18 protein-coding genes are annotated in these 19,623 nt (G+C 61.5%); 6 read left to right on the forward strand and 12 right to left on the reverse strand.

Annotated features, from left to right (window positions below; genetic code table 11):
• Positions 1 to 134: 134 nt before the first annotated feature.
• The 11 genes from G5380_RS08035 to pspA all read right to left on the reverse strand — a co-directional run bounded on the left by G5380_RS08035 (position 135) and on the right by pspA (position 10,960).
• Entirely contained in the window at positions 135 to 1,565 is a 1,431-nt protein-coding gene (locus G5380_RS08035) for a gamma-aminobutyraldehyde dehydrogenase (RefSeq protein ID WP_040069353.1), read from the reverse strand.
• A gap of 29 nt (positions 1,566 to 1,594) precedes the next feature.
• Positions 1,595 to 2,422, reverse strand: a complete 828-nt coding sequence (locus tag G5380_RS08040; RefSeq protein WP_005352644.1) for an ABC transporter permease — start codon at positions 2,420 to 2,422, stop codon at positions 1,595 to 1,597.
• A 35-nt stretch (positions 2,423 to 2,457) separates the two neighbouring features.
• Positions 2,458 to 3,426: an ABC transporter permease gene (locus tag G5380_RS08045; RefSeq protein WP_421209249.1), complete on the reverse strand. Its 969-nt coding sequence runs from the start codon at positions 3,424 to 3,426 to the stop codon at positions 2,458 to 2,460.
• The gene (locus G5380_RS08050) at positions 3,423 to 4,436 is read right to left on the reverse strand and encodes an ABC transporter ATP-binding protein (protein WP_368209312.1); all 1,014 of its coding nucleotides are present in this window, start codon (positions 4,434 to 4,436) and stop codon (positions 3,423 to 3,425) included. The genes G5380_RS08045 and G5380_RS08050 overlap by 4 nt, the downstream gene beginning before the upstream one ends.
• A gap of 90 nt (positions 4,437 to 4,526) precedes the next feature.
• A complete protein-coding gene (locus G5380_RS08055) occupies positions 4,527 to 5,672 on the reverse strand; it encodes an ABC transporter substrate-binding protein (RefSeq protein WP_139735155.1) in 1,146 nt (381 codons plus the stop codon).
• A 197-nt stretch (positions 5,673 to 5,869) separates the two neighbouring features.
• Complete coding sequence (locus tag G5380_RS08060; protein WP_005346246.1) at positions 5,870 to 6,793, reverse strand: LysR family transcriptional regulator; 924 nt, start codon at positions 6,791 to 6,793, stop codon at positions 5,870 to 5,872.
• A gap of 190 nt (positions 6,794 to 6,983) precedes the next feature.
• Positions 6,984 to 8,015 (reverse strand): YcjF family protein, encoded by a 1,032-nt coding sequence (locus tag G5380_RS08065; protein WP_139740384.1) that lies wholly within the window; start codon positions 8,013 to 8,015, stop codon positions 6,984 to 6,986.
• A gap of 65 nt (positions 8,016 to 8,080) precedes the next feature.
• A complete protein-coding gene (locus G5380_RS08070; protein WP_204479488.1) occupies positions 8,081 to 9,487 on the reverse strand; it encodes a YcjX family protein in 1,407 nt (468 codons plus the stop codon).
• A gap of 145 nt (positions 9,488 to 9,632) precedes the next feature.
• A complete protein-coding gene (pspC, locus tag G5380_RS08075; protein WP_005333670.1) occupies positions 9,633 to 10,037 on the reverse strand; it encodes an envelope stress response membrane protein PspC in 405 nt (134 codons plus the stop codon).
• Positions 10,034 to 10,270, reverse strand: a complete 237-nt coding sequence (gene pspB / locus G5380_RS08080) for an envelope stress response membrane protein PspB (RefSeq protein ID WP_005333672.1) — start codon at positions 10,268 to 10,270, stop codon at positions 10,034 to 10,036. Before pspB ends, pspC begins: the two co-directional genes overlap by 4 nt.
• Positions 10,271 to 10,273: 3 nt before the next feature.
• Positions 10,274 to 10,960 carry a phage shock protein PspA gene (gene pspA, locus G5380_RS08085; RefSeq protein WP_005361184.1) on the reverse strand — a complete coding sequence of 229 codons (687 nt, stop codon included), beginning with the start codon at positions 10,958 to 10,960 and terminating at the stop codon, positions 10,274 to 10,276.
• A gap of 196 nt (positions 10,961 to 11,156) precedes the next feature.
• Here pspA and pspF point away from each other — a divergent pair, with 196 nt between their 5' ends.
• The 6 genes from pspF to G5380_RS08115 all read left to right on the forward strand — a co-directional run bounded on the left by pspF (position 11,157) and on the right by G5380_RS08115 (position 17,598).
• Positions 11,157 to 12,185 (forward strand): phage shock protein operon transcriptional activator, encoded by a 1,029-nt coding sequence (gene pspF / locus G5380_RS08090; protein WP_201939609.1) that lies wholly within the window; start codon positions 11,157 to 11,159, stop codon positions 12,183 to 12,185.
• 108 nt (positions 12,186 to 12,293) lie between these two features.
• On the forward strand, positions 12,294 to 13,889 hold the full coding sequence (gene sapA / locus G5380_RS08095; RefSeq protein ID WP_421209290.1) for an ABC transporter substrate-binding protein SapA: 1,596 nt from the start codon (positions 12,294 to 12,296) through the stop codon (positions 13,887 to 13,889).
• Between the two features lie 2 nt (positions 13,890 to 13,891).
• Positions 13,892 to 14,851, forward strand: a complete 960-nt coding sequence (locus tag G5380_RS08100; RefSeq protein WP_158109240.1) for an ABC transporter permease — start codon at positions 13,892 to 13,894, stop codon at positions 14,849 to 14,851.
• Between the two features lie 35 nt (positions 14,852 to 14,886).
• Positions 14,887 to 15,780, forward strand: a complete 894-nt coding sequence (locus tag G5380_RS08105) for an ABC transporter permease subunit (RefSeq protein WP_216953434.1) — start codon at positions 14,887 to 14,889, stop codon at positions 15,778 to 15,780.
• Entirely contained in the window at positions 15,780 to 16,778 is a 999-nt protein-coding gene (locus tag G5380_RS08110; protein ID WP_227342654.1) for an oligopeptide/dipeptide ABC transporter ATP-binding protein, read from the forward strand. The genes G5380_RS08105 and G5380_RS08110 overlap by 1 nt, the downstream gene beginning before the upstream one ends.
• A 34-nt stretch (positions 16,779 to 16,812) precedes the next feature.
• Entirely contained in the window at positions 16,813 to 17,598 is a 786-nt protein-coding gene (locus tag G5380_RS08115; RefSeq protein WP_421209248.1) for an ATP-binding cassette domain-containing protein, read from the forward strand.
• 104 nt (positions 17,599 to 17,702) lie between these two features.
• Here the strand turns inward: G5380_RS08115 and htpG are convergent, their stop codons facing one another.
• Positions 17,703 to 19,616 carry a molecular chaperone HtpG gene (gene htpG / locus G5380_RS08120; protein ID WP_139746660.1) on the reverse strand — a complete coding sequence of 638 codons (1,914 nt, stop codon included), beginning with the start codon at positions 19,614 to 19,616 and terminating at the stop codon, positions 17,703 to 17,705.
• Between the last annotated feature and the right edge of the window lie 7 nt (positions 19,617 to 19,623).

Consider the following 19,623-nt stretch of genomic DNA (forward strand, 5'->3'; position numbering starts at 1 on the left):
CGCCACATCAGGCGCCTTGCCGTTTCATCACGGTTTCACTGTAACGAAATGGCAACAAAAAAAGCAGCCGACCCATGAGCCGGCTGCCGGAAACAGTTGTAAATAAATTGTGACAACCCGCTAACCAGTCCCCACTACAGCTTGACCATGATATGGCGCGGCACCGTGTAATCCTCCAGCGCATAGAGGGAGAGATCCTTGCCGTAGCCCGACATCTTCATGCCGCCGTGGGGCATCTCGGAGGTGAGCATGAAGTGGGTGTTGATCCAGGTGCAGCCATATTGCAGGTGGCTGGCCACCTTGCTGGCGAGGCTCAGATCTTTGGTCCAGACCGACGAGGCGAGGCCATAGTCCGAGTCGTTGGCCCACTGCACCACCTGCTCGGCATCGTTGAAACGGGTCACCGACACCACAGGGCCAAACACCTCGCGGCGCACGATCTCATCCTCCTGACGGGCCCCGACAATCAGGGTCGGCTCGAAGAAGAAGCCGTTGCCTGGGCGGATCTTGCCCCCCGCCGTCACCTCCACATGACCGCTGCTCTGGGCCCGCTCGACAAAGCTGGCGACCCGGTTGCGCTGTCTGTCCGAAATAAGCGGCCCCATCTCCACCCCCTCCTCGTACTGGCTGCCCACCTTGATGGAGGCCACCGCATCGGTCATGGCGGCGACGAACTTGTCGTAGATCTTGCCCTGGGCATAGATACGGCAGGCGGCGGTGCAGTCCTGGCCGGCGTTATAGAAACCGAAGGTGCGAATGCCCGCCACCACCGCCTCCAGATCCGCATCGTCGAAGATGATCACCGGCGCCTTGCCCCCCAACTCAAGGTGGGTGCGCTTCATGGTGCGGGCAGCGCTCTGCAGGATCTTCTGGCCGGTGGCGATGTCACCGGTGAGCGACACCATCCGCACCAGCGGGTGTTCCACCAGCGGCGCCCCCACGCTTTCGCCTCGCCCGCAGATGACGTTGATAACGCCGCGGGGGAAGATCTCGCTGGCCAGTTCGGCAAGGCGTAAAGCAGTGAGCGGGGTCTGCTCGGAGGGTTTGAGCACCACCGTATTGCCCGCCGCCAGCACCGGCGCCATCTTCCAGGCCGCCATCATCAGCGGGTAGTTCCAGGGGGCGATACTGCCCACAACACCTATGGGGTCGCGGCGGATCATGCTGGTGTGCCCCTCGAGATACTCCCCCGCCAGCGGCCCTTGCAGGCAGCGGGCCGCCCCGGCAAAGAAGCGGAAGCAGTCCACCACCGCGGGCAGCTCGTCGTTGAGCACTGCCAGATAGGGTTTGCCGCAGTTGAGGGATTCGAGCGCCGCGAACTCCTCGGCGTGGCGCTCGACGAGATCCGCCAGACGCAGCAGCAGGTTGCTGCGGCTTGCCGGGGTGGTGCGGCTCCACTGGGCGAAGGCGCGCTGGGCACCGTTCACCGCCCGGTTCACCTGTTCGAACGAGGCTTCGGGCACGGCGGCGATCTGTTCGCCGTTGGCCGGGTTGAGAATGGGTTCGGCCTGCCCCTCGCCGGTCACAAACTGGCCATCAATCAAGAGTTGGGTAGAGAGTTTCATGGTTGCATCCTTGCGCACGCGTTGAGTCATCATTTGCCACTGCCAGCGACATCATGGGTGTCGCGAGTGAGGTAGTAGGCAAGCAAAATAGGGATAGTGGTGAAGGCCACTATGATGAGGGCCACCACGTTGGTGACCGGCCTGTCACGGGGACGGATCAGCTCCTGATACATCCAGATGGGCAGGGTGGTCTGCTGGCCCGCCGTAAAGGTGGTGACGATCACTTCGTCAAAACTCAGGGCAAAGGCCAGCATGCCCCCCGCCAGCAGCGCCGTGGCCAGATTGGGCAGGATCACGTAGCGCAGGGTCTGGAAGCCGTCTGCCCCGAGATCCATCGACGCCTCGATGAGGCTCTGGTTGGTGCGGCGAAAACGGGCCAGCGCATTGTTGTAGACCACCACCACACAGAAGGTGGCGTGGCCGATAACGATGGTCCAGAAGCTGAACGGGATCTCCATCAAGCCGTAGGCAGAGCGCAGCGCGATACCGGTGACGATACCGGGCAGCGCGATGGGCAGCACCAGCAGCAGTGACACCACCTCCTGACCGAAGAAGCGGCTGCGAGCAATGGCCCCTGCTGCCAAGGTGCCGAGGATCATGGCCGCCAGTGTCGCCAGCCCCGCGACCTCCAGTGACAGCTGGATGGCACGCCACACATCGGGGCGATTGAGGGTCACCTCGAACCACTTGAGGGTGAGCCCGGGGGGCGGAAACTGGTAACTCTTGCTCTCGCTGGTGAAGGCGTAGAGGAAGATAAACAGAATGGGAAAGTGCAGGAACAGAAGGCCACCGATGGCGGCGTACTTGAGCAGCCCCGAAGGGCGCTCTCCCTGACGGCTCACTGAGCTAGCTGACATGACGGCCTCCTTGCTGCCGGTTCAAAGCGATTGATTCAAAGCGCATCAAAAGCCCCCAGTCTTTTCGCAATCGCCAGATAGATGGCGATGATAAGGATCGGCACCAGCGAGAAGGCGGCGGCAAAGGGCAGATTGCCCGCCGTTCCCTGCTGCATGTAGACCACCTGACCGATATACATGGTCGAGTTGCCGATGATGCCGGGGATGATGTAATCACCGAGGGTCAGCGAGAAGGTGAAAATGGAGCCCGCCACCACACCGGGCAACGCCAGCGGCAGGATCAGGTTGCGAAAGGTCTGGGCGGGTGTCGCCCCCAGATCGCTGCTCGCCTCCAAGAGGGATCGCGGTATACGCTCCACCGCCGCCTGAATGGGCAGGATCATGAAGGGCAGCCAGACATAGACGAACACGATAAAGGTGCCGAGCCGCGAGAAGGAGAGCGACGGGCCACCTATCACCGGCAAGGAGAGGATGGCATCGAGCAGCCACTCCAGCCCCATGCTGTCGGCCAGCCAGCTCACTACCCCCTCCTTGGCCAAAACAAGCTTCCAGGCGTAGACCCGCACCAGATAGCTGGACCAGAGCGGCAGCATGATCCCTACATAGAACAGCGCCCGGGTCTTGCCACTGGTGTAGCGTGCCATGTAGTAGGCCACCGGAAAACCGAGCAGGGCACAGGCCAGGGTCACCAGCAGCGACATGCCGACGGTGCGGCCGATCACATCCAGATTCTCCGGTCGCAGCAGGGCGACGAAGTTTTGCAGGCCCAGCTCGTGGCGCACCTGACCGCTGAACTCGTCCAGCCCGAACAGAGAGTTGGAGAGCAGCATCAGCAAGGAGCCGACATAGATGATGCCGAGCCACAGCAGCGGCGGCCCCAGCAGGATCGCCAGCAGCAGGCCGGGTCGACCATAGAGCAGGGTCGAGAGGCGCCGCAGCGGCCTGAAACGGGCAGGTTCGGGCTGATGGTTCATGGCAAGACTCGCACTGTGAGGGGTACTCATGGCAGAGCCCCTTGATGGGCGGCGCTCAGGCGATGGATGGCCTGCTCCGGCCAGCTGAGGCTGACCCTGCTGCCACGGGCCAGACGGGCCTGCCCCTCATTGGGGTGGTTGACGATGATCTCGAGCTGCTCCCCGAGATCAACCCGATAACGGACGAAGGGGCCCAGATACTCCACCTCGCGGATCTCTCCCGACCAGCCCGGCGCACCCGCCTCAGCGAGCCGGATCCGCTCCGGGCGCACCATCATCTGGCTGCCGTCACCGCACAGCCGTCTGGCCTGCTCCCCTTCGAACAGATTGACGGTGCCGACAAAGCGGGCCACAAACGGCGTCGCCGGAGCGTCGTAGATGGTATCGGGGGCGGCTATCTGCTCAATCTTGCCCTGACTGAAGATGCAGATCCGGTCGCTCATGGAGAGCGCCTCCTGCTGATCGTGGGTGACGAAGATAAAGGTGATGCCCAACTGGCGTTGCAGCGCCTTGAGCTCAAGCTGCATCTGCTCGCGCAGTTTGAGATCGAGGGCCCCCAGCGGCTCGTCCAGCAGCAGGATGCGTGGCTGGTTGATAAGCGCCCGGGCGATGGCGATGCGCTGGCGCTGGCCGCCGGAGAGCTGGCTCGGGCGGCGCTTGCCGACCCCGGGCAGTCGCACCAGCTCCAGCATCTCGTCCACCTTGCGGTAACGCTGTGCCTTGGCGACCCCCTTGAGCATCAGGCCATAGCCGATGTTGTCGCGCACATCCATGTTGGGAAACAGGGCATAGTCCTGAAACACGGTGTTGAGGTTGCGATCATAGGGCGGCACGGTGGAGCAGGGTTCGCCAAACAGGCGGATCTCCCCGTCACTCGGGTACTCGAAGCCCGCGATCATCCGCAGGCAAGTGGTCTTGCCGGAACCGCTCGGCCCCAGCAGGGTAAAGAATTCCCCGGAGGGGATCTGGAAAGAGATGTCATCGACCGCCTTCACCTCGCCATAGTGGCGGCTGACCCGGTCAAATTGTACGGCGTTCATGGGGCGTCCTTGTCTGTGCTGGGATGGGCCGGACTCCTGTCCGGCCCGCTTGATTATCCGCTCTCGGCAGTCGTGCAGAGTCGGAGCGCCTTAGCGACCGCCCAGAATGGCGATATAGTCGGAGACCCAGCGGTAATAGGGCACGCAAGTTCCCTGGCTCTTGCACTGGGAGACCGGAGTGCGCCAGAAGCGAACCCGATCGAAGTTGTCGATACCGTTGGTTTTGCACCCGGTCGGGCCCAGCAGGGCATTGCCTTCGCAGGCGGCAGGCACTACAGGCACCGAGCCAAACCAGGCGGCGAGATCCCCCTGCAGCTTGTTGCTCAGGGAGTGCTCCAGCCACTTGTAAGCGCAGGTGAGGTTCTTGGCATCGCTGTGCACCATGCTGGTATCGGCCCAACCGGTCACTCCCTCTTTCGGCACAGTGGTGGCGATGGGCTGCTTGTCGGCAATCAGGGCATTGGCCTGGAACGGCCAGGAGCCTGACGCAACCACCCCTTCGTTCTTGAAGTCATCGATCTGGACGAAGGCATCATGCCAGTAGCGTCCCACCAGCTGGCGCTGCGTGCGCAGCAGATCGAGGGAGGCCTTGTACTGCTCCTCGTTCAGCTCGTAAGGGTCTTTGATGCCCAGGGCGGGCTGATGGGTCATCAGATAGAGGGCGGCATCGGCGATGTGGATCGGGCCGTCAAAGGCCTGCACCCGCCCCTTGTTGGACTTGCCATCCGCCAGGATCTGCTCCTCGAACACCACGTTCCAGGAGTCCGGTGCCTTGGGGAACACCTTGGTGTTGTACATCAGGATATTGCCGCCCCACTGGTAGGGCACGCCATAGTGCTTGCCATCCACAGTGTGCCAGGGGGCATTTTGCAGCCGGGGATCAATCTTGCTGTAACTCGGGATGAGCGCCAGATTGAGCGCCTGCACCTTGCCACCGGCAATCAGACGCAGACTGGCATCGCCGGAGGCGGTCACCAGATCGAAGCCCCCCTCGTTCATCAACGCCACCATCTCGTCCGAGGTGGCCGCCGTTTTGACGTTCACCTTGCAGCCGGTCTCTTTCTCGAAGCCGGTCACCCAGTCGTAGTTCTTGTCGGTCTCGCCACGCTCAACGTAGCCAGCCCAGGCCACGATATTGAGCTGGCCTTCACCCTTGCCGAGCTCGGTCGGGGCAGCCTGGGTCTGGCCTGCCAGCAGCGCCGGAACAAGAGCCAGCATCAGAGGGGTCAATTTCATCATGCACTCCTTGCATTGTGTTGACTTGCATCAGGTGAAGGAACGCCACCATAGGCGTTAACATCCTGTTAACCAGCAATGAGCTTAGGGGAGTGGCAATACGATGAATATTTCAATTTTTGGTGGCTCAGGTATCAGCTAAATCGATATCGAGTGCAGATGAATCTGATTTTTGGTGGCTACCCCGCAAGAGATGGCTAGCGAGGGAGCGCCTGACGGGCCCGCAACCGGCTCTGATCCCGCGCAATATCGATAAATTCCCGCGCCGTCCAATCCAGCCGAGAGCCACGGCGCCACACCAGCCCGATATCGATGGCGGGAATGGGCTCCTTGATGGGGCGCGCCTCGACCCGCTCCTGCTCCAGCGACCAAGGGCGATAGGCAAAATCGGGCAGCAGGGCGACCCCGAGCTGACTCGCCACCAGACTGCGCACCGCCTCCACCGACGCGGTGCGCAGTACGATGCGGGGGGAGATGCCGTAGCGGCGCAGGCCGCCACCGATGATCTGATCGAGCTGATCGGCGGTCAGCGAGATCATCGGCTCCTCCCCCAGCGCGGTGAGCGAGAGGGTCGACTCGGCGCAGAGCGGGTGGTTGGCGGCCAGCCAGAGCCGCAGCGGCGAACGGGTCAGCAACTCGGTATCAAACGCCTCTTGCCGGATGGTGCGGTTGGTCATCAGGATCCCCACATCCACCTCGCCGTTGACGATCTGGTGCTCCAGAAAAGGCTGTTCATCCTCCTTCACCTCGATCTGTACCGCCGGAAAGGCACGGCGAAAGCGGCCAAGCGCCTCTGAGAGGTAGTAACCCGCCACCAAGGTGGTCACGCCGATGGTGAGTCGCCCCTGATCCTGCTGGGCCACCGCTTTGAGGGAGTGGCTCGCCTCGGTCATGGCGCCGAGAATGCGGCGGGCGTGGAGCAAAAACTGGTGCCCCTGAGTGGTGAGGGTGACGCCGCGCGGATTGCGCTCGAATAGCGGGGCGCCGAGCTCGGTCTCCAGCTCGCGAATGGCGCTGGTGACCGCCGACTGGGAGATATGCAACTCGGCGGCGGCACGACTCACTGAGAAGCTGTCGGCCACGGCCACAAAATAACGGATCTGGCGAAAGGTAAAGTTCATCGGGCATCCTTGCCGATTGGTACTATTGGTGTGATTGGTAAGATTGACTGCCAGCTTAACCGTAAACGGGCGTCTCGCCAAAACCGGGCACTGCTGCCAACTCAATGATCTGCCGATTAAAACCATGCCCCTGCGGCTTGGCGAGCACGACAGGGGCATGGGTCATCGCAGCAAGGTGCAGACAGGGCTATCAGGATTTGTTGAGATACCCCGCCAGCTGGCCGATCAGCCGCTTGCGCAGCTCGCCGAGTTTGGGTTTCTCGTCCGCACACCAGGGCAGCGGGCGGCACGCCTCTATGGTGCGCAGGCCAAGGCGAGCGGTGAGCAGCCCGGCCCCCACCCCTTGTGCGGCGCGGGCAGAGAGCTTGGCGGCAAACTCGGCGCCCAGCAAGTCCATCCCCACCTCGGTCACCAGCTCGGTGGCACCGGCGTAGAGCATGTTGCGAAACACCTGACGAATAAGGCGAATACGGCTCCAGTAGCCAAGTTCGATGGCATAGACATCGGCGATATCTTCGATCATCCGCAGGTTGCGCCACAGCATCAGCATCATGTCGACGGTGGCGAGCGGGCTGAGCGCCACCAGCACGGCGGCCTCCCCCGACCATTTGGCCACCCGCGCCTGCGCCAGCTTGTCGCGTTCGCTCAATACCAGCTGACTGTAAAGGGTCAGCACCTCCCGATCGCTGTGGCTCTCGTCGAGCTGGGCCAGCCAGGTTTGATACCCCTCGCGCCCCTTGTCGCCACTTTTGACCGCCAACCCTTCGCAAAAGGCCTGCCCCTGCCCGACTCCCTGATGGGCCAGCAGATCTTCTGCCCGCGAGCGCACATCCTGGCGCCGCTTGAGGGTGCGCAGCCGCAGCCACTCGCGCCCCACCACGCTGGCGGTCCCCGCCGCCACCAGCGCCGAGGCCGCCAGCCAGGCGCTGCCCCAGAGCGGGGTGGTGAGGAATTGATCGTAAAGAAAGGCGCCATACTGGCCCAACGAGAGCAGACCGACTGCCCCAAGCCCCCAAGCCAGCAGCCGATGGCGGCGGCGCGGTTTGCTGACGAGGGCGCTCTCCACCTCGGTGAACTCGTCCAGCTCGTCGAGGCGCTCGAAGCTCGCCTCCTCCAGCCGCTGGGCCGGTGCGGGCGGTCGCTCGTCACTGGCCACCGTCAAGGCTGGCTCAAGGATCACCTTGCCCTGCAACGGTGGCCGCTCTTTTATCTGATCGTTCATCGCCTTATTCTCCTGAAAACAGTCTCCTGCGGGCGGCGCAGGAAACAAACCCGAGCCGCACACCGTTATTCGAGGTGATCCCCGAGCAGAAACTCCAGCGCCGCATCGAGCCGGATATGGGGCAGCGCCTGATGGGCGCTCATGGGCATGGGGCGAAACGCCTGAAAATCAAAGCCCTGACTGTTCCACCACTGCGCGGGCGGAATATGGGGCGGCACTTCACCCGGGAACAGCAGCAGCGGCTCACCGCTCAGACTGGTGCCGCGGATGGCGGGGAACTCGCGGCCATTGGCCACCCCCTTGCCCACTTCGGTCGCCTTGATGGCGGCAAGCGCCAAGCACTCAGTGGTGATCCCCTCAAAACGGGCTTGGCCGCGGCCGCTGCGCACCAGATGCTGCAGCAGTGAGACCATGGGCGCATGTTGTTCGGGGGTGACGTGATCGGCCTTGCTCGCCACAAACAGCAGCTTGTCGATACGGGGCGAGAAGAGTCGCCGCCACCAGTTGCTCTTGCCGTAGGCAAAGCTCTCCATGATGCGGGCGATGGCCTGCTGCATATCGCCAAAGCTGGCTGCCCCTGCGTTAAGCGGCTGCAGGCAATCCACCAGCACGATCTGGCGATCAAAGCCGGCAAAGTGCTGCTCATAAAAACCCTGCACCAGATGCTGTTTGTACTGCTCGAAGCGCTGCTTGAGAGTGGCGTAAAGAGTGCCATCGGCGGGATCGCTGGCAGGCATCTCCCACACCCAGGGGACAAATTGCAGCATGGGGGCACCGGCATACTCCCCCGGCAACACGAAGCGACCGGGTTGAATAAGGTGCAATCCCAGCTCCTGTTTGCAGGCATGCAGATAGGTGGTGTAGCGCTCGGCCAGCTCAGCCACCGGCCGCTCTTCGAAGCGCTGATCGACCTGCCACCCGGGTGTCAGCCAGCTGGCGGCAAGTGCCTGCAGCTCTGGGCGACGAAGCTGCTCGCGCACCTGTTCGCTCCACTGCTCGTAGCTCATCTCAAGGAGCGGCAAGTCGAGCAGCCACTCCCCGGGGTAGTCCACCAGATCCACGTAGAGGGTGGAGATCTCCCCCAGATGCTTGCGCAGAGGATGACGGGTGCGATAGCGAATTTCGAGACGCACTTCGGCCACGCCGCGGGTGGGCTCGGGCCAGGCTGGTGGAACGCCAAACAGGGAGTCGAGGCCACGTTCGTAGGCAAAGGTGGGAATGTGGGCATTGAGCTGCGGCACCCGGCGGGCGCCGAGGATACGCCCCTGACGCAGGGCATCCCACAACGGCAAACGGCCGTCGATGGCCGCGTGTTCCAGCTGGTTGACCAGTGCCGTGATAAAGGCGGTCTTGCCGCTGCGAGAGAGGCCGGTCACCGCCAGCCGGATATGGCGATCCCGCACCCGGTTCACCACGTCGTTCGCCTTGTGTTGCAGGCGAGTCAACTTCTGTTCCAGTTTATTGAGTATCAAGGCTTGATCCGTTCTCCCTTGGTGGTTGCATCCGGCGTGATTGGCCGTGCGAGAGGTCTACCGCTTATCCACGTCTGGATAGTTGTCGTCGATGGTGGATCATCACAGAAGATTCCACCATCGACATTGAGTGTTTTGGCAAGCACTACAGCTTGCGAAACTCCCGCTGCAGGGTGAACTCCCTGGAGGTCACCAGCTTCTCGATCCGCTGAACTCTGGGCTCCAGCGCGTCAAGTTCCTGCGCGATGCGGCCCAGCGCCTGATGAGGGGTGATCCCCGCCTGCCAGCTGCGCGCTTTCATCCGCACCTCGGCAAAGTCGGCATCCTCTTGCGAGTAGAGGGTGACCGGCTTTTTATCGAGCAGGAACCAGGCAGCGATATAGGCGGTGAAGGTGATGAAACCGGCGAAGATAAGGCCACTGATGGCGAGCAGCCGCACGATCCAGGTCTCCACCCCGAAATACTCTGCCAAACCGGCACAGATCCCGGCTATCTTGCCGCGCTGGGGATCGCGATAGAGGTTACGCCCTTCACGACTGACACTGCTCATACCTTGTTCCTCCAACCGGGTACTTCCGCGTCCAGAATCGACTCCAGCGCGCCCACTCGCTCCTGCATCTTCTCGGTGCGAGCCAGCAGCCCTTGCAGCTGTTCCCGCTCGCTATCGGCAAGACCGGCGCCAATCCGCCCCTTGGCACGATAGTGCAGCACCAGCCAGATGGGGGCCACCACCACCATGAAGACCACCATGGGAACCATCAATACGCCCAGCAGATCTTCCATCTGTTACTCCCCCTGTTTGCCTTCGCTTTTGCTGTCGCCCTGACCCAGCTTCTGGCGCATGGCTTCCAGCTCACGGCTTATCTGATCGTCCACTTCCAGCTCGGCAAACTGCTGCGCCAGCGCCTTGTCGGACTGACCCAGATCGGCGCGCGCTTCCATTTCGTCGATGCGACGCTCCATCCGCTCAAACTTGCTCACCACAGCCTGGCTCTCGCCACGGGCTACCTGGCTCTGCACATTGAGACGGCTGCTGGCCGCTTCGGTGCGAATGGCCATCGCCTTTTGACGGGCGCGGGCATCTTCCAGCTTGGCTTCGAGCTGGCGGATCTCCTCACCCAGCTTCTCGATACCGCTGTCGACCGCTTGCTGCTCGCGGTAGAGGGTCTCTGACAACTCGGTCTGTTTCTTCTTCTCGATAAGGGCGGCGCGGGCCAGATCTTCACGCCCTTTGGTCAGGGCCAGCTCGGCCTTGGCTTGCCACTCGTCGACCCGCTCCTGATGACGGGCGACCTGACGACCAATCTCTTTCTGGCTGGCGAGGAAGCGGGCCAGATTGGAACGTTCCTTGACCAGCTCGTCCTCCATCTCCTGGATGATCAGGCGCACCATTTTCTGGGGATCTTCTGCCTTGTCGAGCAGAGCCGTCAGGTTGGAATTGATGATGTCGGCCAGACGGGAAAAAATACTCATGATTGCACTCCTGTTATTGGCATGGCGTTGTTTCTCCATTGACAATGGCAACTTGTGTGCCAATCTGGAACAAAATTTAACTTGTTGATTTATATGGGGCAGAATAGCCGAATTGCAAGATGCCTCGCGCAAGAGATGATTAAAATCACCAACTTTTGGTAAGATTGACCAGCTTTTACAACTGACAGGGATCACTATGACCACGGCCACGGAAAGCCTGCTGGGGGAATCCAACGCATTTCTCGAGATCATTGAGCAGGCCTCACGGCTCGCCCCGCTGCGCAAACCCGTGCTGATCATCGGTGAGCGGGGGACGGGCAAGGAGCTGATCGCCCACCGCCTACATTATCTCTCGGCGCGCTGGGATCAAAGCTTTGTCACCATCAACTGCGCCACCCTGAGCGAGAGCCTGCTGGAGACCGAGCTGTTCGGTCACGAAGCGGGATCGTTTACCGGCGCCGCCAAGCGCCACCAAGGCCGCTTCGAGCGGGCCGATGGCGGCACCCTGTTCCTTGACGAGCTGGCCACCACCAGCGCCCGGGTGCAGGAGAAGCTGCTGCGAGTCATCGAGTATGGCGAGTTCGAGCGGGTGGGTGGGGCCAAGCCCCTCAAGGTGGATGTGCGACTGGTCTGCGCCACCAACGAGGATCTCCCTGCGCTGGCCGACAAGGGGCAGTTTCGCCACGATCTGCTCGACCGGCTCGCGTTTGATGTGATCACCCTCCCCCCCTTGCGGGAGCGGCGGGAAGATATCCTGATGCTGGCGGAGCACTTCGCCCACACCATGACCCGGGAGCTGGGCTATCCGCTGTTTGCCGGTTTCTCGCGCAAGGCAACCCAGCTGCTGCTGGATTACCACTGGCCGGGCAACGTGCGGGAGCTGAAGAACGTGGTGGAGCGAAGTATCTATCGTCAGGGCAATCCCCAGCTGCCGCTCTCGACCCTGGTGCTCAACCCGTTTGATTCCCCCTGGCGACCACAGGTCACGCAACCTGCGCAAGAGGCCCGAAGCGAGGTACAATCTGCATCCCCCCTCGCCTTACCGCTCGATCTCAAGCAGGCGGTGGCGGAGTACGAGATTAATTTACTCAAGCAAGCAATGCAGCAATCCCAGTATAATCAGCGCAAAGCCGCTCAACTGCTGGCCTTAAGCTATCACCAGTTCCGTGGCATGCTACGCAAATATCAGCTGCTGGATGGCGATAACGATGCAGAACAAGAGTGAAGGAGCGCGGTTGATGCCGACTCCAGCAACACGCCAGCCTTCGCGCTGGCACATTTGTATCAAAACGTGCGTACAAAACCCCTATAAGAACATGGTTCAACAATGAGAATGCTCACACCCTTGCTGCTGGGTATGCTGGTGCTGGTCACCGGCTGCCAGAAGCAACCCGAGGCCTCCAAAACCGGACTCATCTATTGTGCTGAGGGATCCCCCCTCTCCTTCAATCCCCATGTTTCCAACTCCGGGGTGACACTGGATGCCAGTGCCCGTCCGCTCTACGACCGCCTGCTGGAGGTGAACCCCAACACCCTGGCGCTGGAGCCGGCGCTCGCCACCAACTGGCATGTCAGCGAGGATGGCCTCACCTATACCCTGACCCTGCGCAAGGGGGTGACGTTTCACCATACCCCCTGGTTCAAGCCCACCCGCACTTTCAATGCCGATGACGTGGTCTTCACCTATGCCCGCCAGCTGGACGAGCAGCACCCCTATCATCAGGTTTCCGGCGGCGATTACCCCTACTTCTACAGCTTGGGGCAAGATCTGCTGATCAAGCGGGTGAGCAAGAAGGGGCCGCAGACGGTAGTGTTCGAGCTGAACCAGCCAAACGCCTCCTTCCTCGCCACCCTGGCCAGCGACTATGCGGTGATCCTCTCCGCCGAATACGCCGAGCAGATGTTGCAGGCGGGCACGCCAGCCCTGCTGGATAGCCGCCCCATCGGCACCGGGCCGTTCAGCTTCAAGGAGTATCGCCACAACGAGTTCATTCGCTATCTGCGCCACCCCGGCTACTGGGGCGGCGATGCCAAGATTGAACAGCTGGTCTACGACATCACCCCCAAATCCGCCAAACGGCTGGCCAAGCTGCTGACCGGCGAGTGCGACGTGATGAGCACCCCTTCCGCCAGCCAGCTCTCGGTGATCAAGCAAAATCCGGCGCTGAGCCTCTCGGTCCAGTCGGGGATGAACGTGGCCTTTTTGGCCCTCAATACCCGCAAGCCGCCATTCAACAACGTCAAGGTGCGTCAGGCCATTGCCAGCGCCATCAACATCGACAACCTGTTGCAGGCGGTCTATTTCGATACCGGCCTGCCCGCCAACAGCCTGCTGCCGACCCTCTCATGGGGGTACAACCCCAGCCTGCCCGAGCGCAAACCCGACCTGAAACGGGCGCGCCAGCTGCTCAAGGAGGCGGGTCTGGAGAAAGGGTTCGAGATGCAGGTGCTGGTACAGCCAGACGCCCGCCCCTACAACCCGGATGCGGTCAAGACCGCCCAGCTGATCCGCAGCGATCTGGCCAAGGTCGGGATCAAGCTCAAGATCGTGCAACGGGAGTGGCCGGTGATCGAAGGCCGCCTCACCAAGGGGCAGTACGACAGCCTGCTCTCCGGATGGATTGCCGACAACGCCGATCCGGACAACTTCTTCCGCCAGCTGCTGAGCTGCTCGGCAGTGGAGCGCGGCAACAACTACAGCCGCTGGTGTAGCCCGGCCTTCGATCAGCTGCTGGATGATGCGGTCACCACGCCCCAGCTCTCGTTCCGGCTGCGTAACTACTACTATGCCCAGACCCTGCTTAACGAACAGCTGCCGCTGATCCCGCTGGCACACGCCTTGCGTACCCAGGTCAGCCGCAGCGACATCGAGGGGCTGACGCTGATGCCCTTTGGCGGCACCTCCTTCAACCAGGCTCACAGGGAGTAAGCATGCTTCTATACACCTTGCGCCGCATCAACCTGCTGCTCATCACCCTGCTGGCGCTGACCTTTGTCGCCTATCTGCTGGACTATCGGCTGATCGGCAATCAGCTCAGCTTCTGGAGCGGCTATCCCGACTTCCTGCGCCGCATTTTCGCAGGTGACCTGGGGCTCTCCAGCGTCTCCGGGCTACCGGTGCTGGACGAGATCCGCCACTACTTCCCGGCGACCCTGATCCTCTGTCTGGCGGCGTTCGCCATCTCATTGCTGGTGGGCATTCCTCTCGGCACCCTGGCGGCCCTGTCCCAGGGCAAGACGCTGGATCTCTCCATCATGGCTGCCGGTCTTATCGGCTATGCGGTGCCGGTGTTCTGGCTGGCGCTGCTGGTGGTAATGCTCTTTTCGCTGGATCTCGGCTGGTTGCCAGCCTCCGGGCAGATCAGCCTGCTCTACGACGTGCCCCCCATCACGGGCATCGCGGTGATCGATGTGCTGCTCAGCAACGAACCCTGGCGGCAAGCGGCGCTGCACGATGCCCTGCGCCACCTCATTCTCCCATCACTGGTGCTGGCGGTGGTGCCCACCACCGAGGTGATCCGCCATGTGCGCAGCTCCCTCATCGACGTGATGAAGCAGAACTACATCAAGGCGGCGGCGAGCCGGGGCCTTTCCAAGGCGCAGATCGTCTGGCGCCATGGTCTGAAGAACGCCCTGCCGCCGGTACTGCCGCTGCTGGGTCTGCAACTGGGTAGCGTGCTCACCTCCGCCATGATCACCGAGGTGGTGTTCGAGTGGCACGGGATCGGCCGCTGGCTCATCAGCAGCATCGCCCTGCAGGATTACGCCGCCATTCGCGGCGCGACTCTGGTGGTGGCCAGTTTCGTGATCCTGACCAGCGTCAGCACCGAGTTGCTGACCACCCTTATCTATCCGGCACGGCGCAAAGAGTTGTATGCCAAACAAGATTGAACGCGCTCATGGCGTGACCAGGAGCCAGGTATCCTATGCAAGATAAATCGAACATCTATCCCGAGCTCAAGATCCTCTCGCCCCTTGAGCAGACGTGGGCCTCCTACAGCCGCAATCCGTTGGCGATGGCGGGGCTCTGGTGCTTTTTGCTGTTGCTGCTCATCACGCTGGTGGGGCCGCTGGTCGTCCCCTACGGCATCGATGAACAGCACACCGACAAGCTGCTGCTCGCCCCCTCGTGGGCGGCGACCGGCAACATCGACTACTTCCTCGGCACCGATGATTTGGGGCGCGACATGCTCTCCCGGCTGGTGGTGGGGGCACGTCTCACCTTCGGCTGTGCCCTTGTCGTGGTGGTGATCGCCATGGTGGTGGGCTCCGCCATCGGCATACTCGGCGGCATGAGCAAGGGGCTGAAATCGAGCGTGCTGCACCACCTGCTCGATACCCTGCTCTCCATCCCCTCCCTGCTGATGGCCATCATCATGGTTGCCATTCTGGGGCCGGGCCTTGGCAATACCCTGATCGCCATTACCCTGGCATTGATCCCCCCCTTTATCCGGGCCACCTACAACGCGGTGCATGCCGAGATGCAGAAGGAGTACATCATTGCCAGTCGGCTCGATGGCTCGCCCCCCTTCAGGATCATGCGGCTGGCTATTTTGCCCAATATCGTCGAGACCCTGGTGGCCCAGACCACCCGCACCTTGTCGGCGGCCATTCTCGATATCTCGGCGGTCGGGTTTCTCGGTCTCGGCGCCCAGTCTCCCCAACCTGAGTGGGGCACCATGCTGGCCGATTCGAGCGATCTTATCTATCTCGCACCCTGGACCGTCACTTTGCCGGGCATGGCTATCCTGTTCAGCGTGCTGGCCACCAACCTGGTTGGTGAAGGCATCCGCGAAGCACTCAAAGAGGGGAATGACTGATGCCGCTGCTCGATATTCGCAATCTCACCATCGAGATCGACACACCGCAAGGCAAGGTCAAGGCGGTGGACAAGGTGAGCCTGACCCTGACCGAGGGGGAGATCCGCGGTCTGGTGGGTGAATCCGGCTCAGGTAAAAGTCTGATCGCCAAGGTGATCGTCGGCATCGAGAAGGACAACTGGACGGTACGTGCCGACCGGATGCGCTTCAACGACATGGATCTGCTGAGCATGCCTCCCAAGGAGCGCCGTCGCATCATGGGTCGCGAGATCGCCATGATCTTCCAGGACCCCATCAGCTGTCTCGACCCCTCCGAGGAGATCGGCACCCAGCTGGAAGAGGCAATCCCGACCGATTCGTTCGAGGGGCAATTCTGGCAACGCTTCCAGTGGCGCAAGAAGAAGGCCATCGCCCTGCTGCACCGGGTCGGCGTCAAGGATCACCGCAAGGTGATGCGCGCCTATCCCCATGAGCTGTCGGATGGCATGTGCCAGAAGGTGATGATCGCCATGGCCATTGCCAACCAGCCGCGTCTGCTGGTAGCCGACGAGCCCACCAGCGCCATGGAGTCCACCACCCACTCCCAGATCCTGCGACTCCTGGACAAGATGAACAAGCTGGGCAATACCACCATCCTGATCATCAGTAACGACATCGCCGCCATCGCCAACCTGACCGATACCATCAACGTGATGTACTGCGGCCAGATGGTGGAAGTGGGCACCCGGGAGCAGATCCTTGAGACCCCGCATCACCCCTATACCGATGCCCTGCTCAAATCGATCCCCGACTTTGACAAGCTGGTGCGCCACAAGTCGCGCCTCGAGACCCTGCCCGGCGTCATCCCGCCACTGCAACACCTGCCCATCGGCTGCCGTCTGGGGCCGCGCTGCCCCTACGCCCAGAAGCAGTGCGTGCAGACTCCTTTGATGAACAAGATCAAGGGCCATCAGTTCAGCTGTCACTTCCCGCTGAACATGGAGGAGCCCAAAAAATGATGACCGTTAATGCCCCCATGAAGGAGCCCCGCTTGTGATCGAGCCATCCCTGTTGCAGGTCAGAGGCCTTAGCAAAACCTACCAGAACCGTACCGGTCTGTTTCGTCGTCAGGCAGTAGAGGCGATCAAGCCCCTCTCGTTCGATCTCGAAGTGGGCCAGACCCTCGCCATCGTCGGCGAAGCTGGCTCCGGCAAGAGTACCCTCGCCCGCATTCTAGCCGGCATGATCGAACCCACCAGCGGCGACATCGCCATCGACGGCCAACTGATGGTGCATGGCGATTACCAGACTCGCTGCAAACTGCTGCGGATGATTTTTCAGGATCCCAACACCTCGCTGAACCGCAAGATCCGGGTCGGCCAGATCCTGGAAACCCCGCTGCGTCTCAACACCGAGATGACCGAGGAGGAGCGCCGTGAGAAGGTGGTGCAAACCCTGCGCATGGTGGGGATGCTGCCGGACCACGCCCTGTTCTATCCGCAGATGCTCTCCTCCGGTCAGCAACAGCGGGTGGCGCTGGCACGCGCGCTGATCCTCAACCCCAAGATAGTGGTGGCCGATGAGGCGCTCTCCACCCTGGATATCTCGGTACGCTCCCAGATCATCAATCTGCTGCTGGATATGCAGGAGACCATGGGACTGAGTTATGTGCTGGTAGCCAACGATCTGGGCATCGTCAGCCATATCAGCGACGAGGTGCTGGTAATGCACGAAGGTCGGGTGGTGGAGCGCGGCAAGACTCTCAAGGTGTTTGCCGATCCCCAGCATGAGGTGACTCGCCGTCTCATCCAGAACTACAACAACGAATACCGCAAATAGAGAGGCGCTGGCCGCTCCCTTGCCGCTGTGTTTCGCCGAGCTCACTCGGCGAGATCAAAAAAGCCCACTGCATGCAGTGGGCTTTCTGTTACCGGCGTTGCTGCTTAGGCTTGCAGCAGCAGACGGTTGATACGGGAGACGAAGCTCGCCGGATCGTTCAGCCCGCCCTGCTCGGCCAGCTGGGCCTGTTCGTGCAGCAGGGTGACCCACTCACCGAACAGAGCCTCGTCTTCAATGGTGTCGAGTTTCTTCACCAGCGCATGGTCAGGGTTGAGCTCCAGAATGTACTTCTGCTCCGGTACCGGCTGGCCGGCCGCACGCATGAGCTTGATCATCTGGGTGCTCATACCGTAGGCGTCAGTGACGATGCAAGAGGGTGAATCGGTCAGACGGTGAGTGACACGCACCTCTTTCACTGCATCGCCCAGGCTCTTCTTGACCCGCTCCACCAGACCGGCGTTAGCTTTTTCGGCCTCTTCCTGCGCCTGCTTGGAGGCTTCATCTTCCAGATCGCCGAGATCCAGTTCGCCACGGGTGACGGAGATGAGCTGCTTGCCGTCGAACTCGGTCAGGTGGCTCATCAGCCACTCGTCCACTCGCTCCCACATCAGCAGCACTTCGACACCCTTCTTGCGGAAGATCTCGAGATGCGGGCTGTTCTTGGCAGCGGCATAGGAGTCGGCGGTGATGTAGTAAATCTTCTGCTGACCTTCCTTCATGCGGCCAACGTAATCCTCGAGAGAGACTGTCTGGGCTTCGCCCTCGCCAGCGGTGCTGGCAAAGCGCAGGAGCTTCGCGATCTCTTCGCGGTTGGCGTAATCCTCGGCCGGGCCCTCTTTGAGCACGTTACCGAACTCTTTCCAGAACTTGGCGTACTTCTCGGCATCGTCTTTCGCCAGCTTGGAGAGCATGGTCAGGACGCGCTTGGAGCAAGCCTTGCGCAGGGAGGCGGTCACCTTGTTGTCCTGCAGGATTTCACGGCTAACGTTGAGCGGCAGATCGTTGGAGTCCAGCACCCCTTTGACAAAGCGCAGGTAGGTCGGCATAAACTGCTCGGCGTCGTCCATGATAAAGACGCGCTGTACGTAGAGCTTCAGACCGTGCTTCTGCTCGCGGTTATAGAGGTCAAACGGTGCGCGGGCCGGTACGTAGAGCAGGCTGGTATACTCCTGCGCCCCTTCCACCCGGTTGTGACCCCACAGAAGCGGGTCTTCAAAGTCGTGGGCGACGTGCTTGTAGAACTCCTGATACTCCTCGTCCTTGATATCTTTCGGGTTACGGGTCCACAGTGCAGTCGCGCGGTTGACCTGCTCCCACTCGCCCGGGGTGCCGACGATGGTCTCACCATCCTCTTCCCGATCCGGGGTACCCTCTTTGTACATTTCCACCGGCACGCTGATGTGGTCGGAGTATTTGCTCACCACGGAGCGCAGACGCCAGTCGTCGAGGAACTCGTCCTCTTCGGCACGCAGGTGCAGGATAACATCGGTACCGCGACCCTCTTTGGTCACGTCAGCCACGGTGAAGGAGCCTTCCCCTTCCGATTCCCACTGTACGCCCTGCTCCGGCGCGGTGCCGGCGGCGCGGGAGACCACGGTCACCTTGTCGGCCACGATAAAGGCGGAGTAGAAACCGACCCCGAACTGACCGATCAGCTGGGAATCCTTACCCTGATCGCCGGAGAGGTTTTTGAAGAATTCGGCGGTGCCGGACTTGGCGATGGTACCCAGATGCTCGATCACCTGATCACGGGTCATACCGATCCCGTTATCGGAGATGGTCAGGGTACGCTTCTCTTTGTCCACCACCAGGCGCACACGCAACTGGCCGTCGTTTTCAAACAAAGAGGCATCGGAAAGCGCCTTGAAGCGCAGCTTGTCCGCCGCATCGGATGCGTTGGAGATCAGCTCGCGCAGGAATACTTCTTTGTTGGAGTAGAGGCTGTGAGCCATCAGGCTCAGCAGTTGTTTGACTTCAGTCTGAAAGCCGTGGGTTTCGGCATGAACACTTTGGGTCATGGACCAA

It is taken from the genome of Aeromonas sp. 604443 (assembly GCF_049170315.1).
GTDB classification, from domain to species: Bacteria; Pseudomonadota; Gammaproteobacteria; order Enterobacterales; family Aeromonadaceae; genus Aeromonas; species Aeromonas veronii_A.